This window comes from Mycobacterium sp. (assembly GCF_032161845.1).
GTDB lineage: Bacteria > Actinomycetota > Actinomycetes > Mycobacteriales > Mycobacteriaceae > Mycobacterium.
This window is the reverse complement of record NZ_JAVRQA010000055.1, coordinates 1-3,362: the sequence shown is the minus strand read 5'-3', so window position 1 is coordinate 3,362 and position 3,362 is coordinate 1. Positions and strand designations below refer to the sequence as shown.

General features: G+C 67.2%; 4 protein-coding genes. 1 reads left to right on the top strand and 3 read right to left on the bottom strand.

Features of this window, described 5'->3' with window-relative positions; all coding sequences use genetic code 11:
- The coding region (gene hpt, locus QOD90_RS03240) for a hypoxanthine phosphoribosyltransferase (RefSeq protein ID WP_526346614.1) at nucleotides 1–488 on the top strand (488 nt) is incomplete at its 5' end.
- On the opposite strand, the gene QOD90_RS03235 is transcribed toward hpt, so the two are convergent.
- The 3 genes from QOD90_RS03235 to QOD90_RS03225 all read right to left on the bottom strand — a co-directional run.
- Nucleotides 485–1,234, bottom strand: a complete 750-nt coding sequence (locus QOD90_RS03235; RefSeq protein WP_526346612.1) for an SIMPL domain-containing protein — start codon at nucleotides 1,232–1,234, stop codon at nucleotides 485–487. The genes hpt and QOD90_RS03235 overlap by 4 nt on opposite strands.
- 9 nt (nucleotides 1,235–1,243) lie before the next feature.
- On the bottom strand, nucleotides 1,244–2,266 hold the full coding sequence (locus tag QOD90_RS03230; RefSeq protein WP_526346610.1) for a zinc-binding dehydrogenase: 1,023 nt from the start codon (nucleotides 2,264–2,266) through the stop codon (nucleotides 1,244–1,246).
- Nucleotides 2,266–3,362, bottom strand: a 1,097-nt coding sequence (locus tag QOD90_RS03225) for an LLM class flavin-dependent oxidoreductase (protein WP_526346608.1), incomplete at its 5' end; no start/stop codon positions are given. The genes QOD90_RS03225 and QOD90_RS03230, both read right to left, overlap by 1 nt.

The window sequence follows — 3,362 nt, the reverse complement described above, 5'->3', positions numbered from 1 at the left end:
AGATCGCCGCACTCGCCAAAGAGATCGACTCGGACTACGTGGGACGCGAGCCGCTACTCGTCGGCGTGCTCAAGGGCGCTGCGATGTTCATGTCCGACCTCGCCCGCGCCATCGAACGTCCCTCGACCATGGAGTTCATGGCGGTCAGCTCGTACGGCAGCTCGACGACGTCGTCCGGGGTGGTGCGCATCCTCAAGGACCTCGACCGCGACATCAACGACCGCGACGTGCTGATCGTCGAGGACATCGTGGATTCCGGGCTCACGCTGAAGTGGCTGCTCCGCAACCTCGCGACCCGCCGGCCCCGGTCGCTGAAGGTCTGCACTCTGCTGCGCAAGCCCGATGCCGTGCGCGTCGACCTCGATCTCGACTACGTCGGCTTCGACATCCCCAACGAGTTCGTCGTCGGCTACGGCCTGGACTATGCCGAGCGCTACCGCGACATGTGCTACATCGGGACCCTCGACCCAAAGGTGTACGAGGACTAGACGAGCTCCCACACCACCGTCACCGAGAAGCCGACGGTCTGTTGACCGGGCTGCAGCGGGACGGGCTCAGCGGCCATGGCGCGCGGCATCGGAGGCGGTGGCGGCGGCACACCGGCCGATTGAGCCTCGGAGATCGAGATGACCTTTCCCAGGGTCAGTTCGGATAGGCCTGCGTACTGCTCGGCCCGATCCTTGGCGTCGTTGAATGCGCGCGCCCTCGCGTCCTTCACCAACGCGGTGCTGTCCTCGATCGAGAAGTCGACCGAGTTGATCCTGGTGGCATTTCCGCCCGCGTTCTGGATCAGGGCCAGCGCCGCGGAGGCCTTGTCGATTCTGCGGATCTTCACGCTGATCGAGTTGGTCGCCTGATAGGTCGCAGGCGTGGGCGGCGTCGTGGGCTCGGTGTACTGCTGCTGCAGCGACACCTGCGTGGTGCTGATGTCCCTGCGGTCGATGCCCGAACCGACGAGCGCGTCGATCACCGCCTGCATGCGGCCGCCCGCCTCGTTCGACGCGGCGGTGACGTCCGGCGCGGTGGCGTCGGTGGAGGCATTGACCGTCAACGTGTCCGGGGTGCCCTGAACCTCACCCGAGCCGATGACCGTGACCTGCCTGGCGTTTGGGACTGCCGAGTTCGACGTCGGCGTCGGCTGCTTGTCGCATGCCGACAGCCCGGCGATCGCCAGTCCCGCGACGGCGATGACGATGAGATTCTTTGGCATCTTCGCCCAGGCGTGCAACGGCATAGGGGCACACTACAGATCTGGGCTCACGATGATCTTGCAGTGTTGATCGGGATCGGCCAGATCGTCGAACGCCGTGCCCAACCCGTTCAGGCCGACCGTGCCGGTGATCATCGGCGCCACGTCGATCTCGCCTTCGGCAATCGACCTCAGAGAGTTCGCGAATTCCCTTGGGTCGTAGCCGAAGACGAACTGGATGTTGGCCTCCTTGGCGACCGCGAACAACGGGCGCACCGTGTCCGGCTGCATGCACACCCCGGCGACGACCAACCGGATGCCACGGGGTGCCCGGCGAAGGACGTCGTCGATGACGCCCGGCGCACCGACCGCCTCGAAGACCACCGCGGGCGTGGTCGTGTCAAACGGTGAGCCCGTGGCGGGGTCGAGCACCTCGTGTGCGCCGACGGCCGTCGCGATCTCGCGACGCCGCGCCGAGAAGTCGGCAGCCACGACGCGCTCGACGCCCCTGGACCTCAGCGCCGCGATGATGGCGATGCCGATCGGGCCGCACCCGATCACCACTGTCACCTCGCCCGGCGCGACGTTCGACTTGTTCACCGCGTGCAGGCCGACGGCCATGGGCTCGGTCAGCGCGGCGCGGGCGGCGTCGAGCCCGTTCGGCACGCGAAGCAGCAGCGGAGCCGACAGGAGCATCCGCTCGGCATAGCCGCCGATCGTCGTGTTGCTGTTGAGGATCATGTCCATCCCAGTGGCCGACAGCACCACGGGTATCGAGGTCACCAGCGTGCCGGCGGGCGGCGCGTCGGTGTCGGGGCCTGCCTCGAGCACCTCGGCGCTGAACTCGTGCCCCATGAAGATGTCGGCGGACAGGTCGACGTCGCGGCCCGGATCCGGCATGCCCAGCAAGTCCCTCCCGGCAGCGAGGAATTCCTCGCCGTGCTTGGCGAAGTGCAGATCCGATCCGCAGATTCCACATGCCTTCACCGCGACCAGCACCAGGCCGCGGCCGGGTACCGGCTCCGGAACGTCGTCGCGATGGACCATCGCGCCGCCGCGCAGTACCGATGCGCGCATCAAGCCTTCTGCTGCTCGTCGACGTGCTCGGTGATGGCGTTCACGATGGCCTGGCCCGCCGCCCCGAACAGCTGGTCCCTGATGCCCTTGGCCCACTCGTGCGATTCGTGTGGGGCACCGAGCTGACCCTTGAAGTGCGGCATGACTTCTCGCGCGAACAGCTCGTAGGAGTGGAACGTCGCGGCAGGCGGCGCCCAATCGTGGCCGAGGAGCAGAAAGGTCCCGAATCCGCCGGACCGGTCTAGCAGGTCCTCAATGTACGAGACCGCATCGGCCGGTGTCCCGATGCAGCAGTTGCCTTGGCTGGCATAGTCTTCGACGAACTCGCGTGCGGACTTCTCGCCCTCGACCTTGTTGTCCAGCGGGACGAATCCCGCCGCGCCGAAGTAGTTGGCGAAATCCTCGAGGCCGTAGGTGCAGTCGGTGATCGCCTGCTCGCGGGTGTCGGCGAGGTGGACGATTCCCAGCACCCGCCAGTCCTTGCGGTCGGGGGCCTCACGGCCGGACTTCGCGGCCTGATCGCCCACGATGCCCCACGTGGTCTCCAGAGCCGCGACACCTCCCGGTACCGACATCGACAGCGAGAGCAGCGATGTGCCGAGCTTGCCCGCGAGCCGTGGTCCCGACGGGGAAACCATTGCCGCCGTGGATATCTCCGGATACGGCCAGGTGTAGGGCCGGATGTGGAGCGCGGCGTCGCGGAGGGTGAACCAGTCGGTCTTGCGGTCGATCCGCTCGCCGGGACCTGCACGGAACAACGCCAGAATGGCCTCCAGGGACTCCTGCATCATCGGTCGCTGGTCGACGGGATCGATGCCCATCATGTACGCGTCGGACGGAAGTGCACCCGGTCCGGTGCCGAACATCACCCTGCCGCGGGTGAGATGGTCCAGCAGCACCCAGCGGTCGGCCACCATCAACGGATGGTGGTAGGGCAGCGACACCACGCCCGTGCCGAACCTGATGTGCTTGGTGCGCTCGGCGGCTGCGGCGATGAACACCTCGGGGCAGGCGATCAGCTCGTACCCGCCGGAGTGGTGCTCGCCGAACCAGGCCTCGTCGAACCCGAGCCGGTCCAGGGCCACCGTGCGTTCCA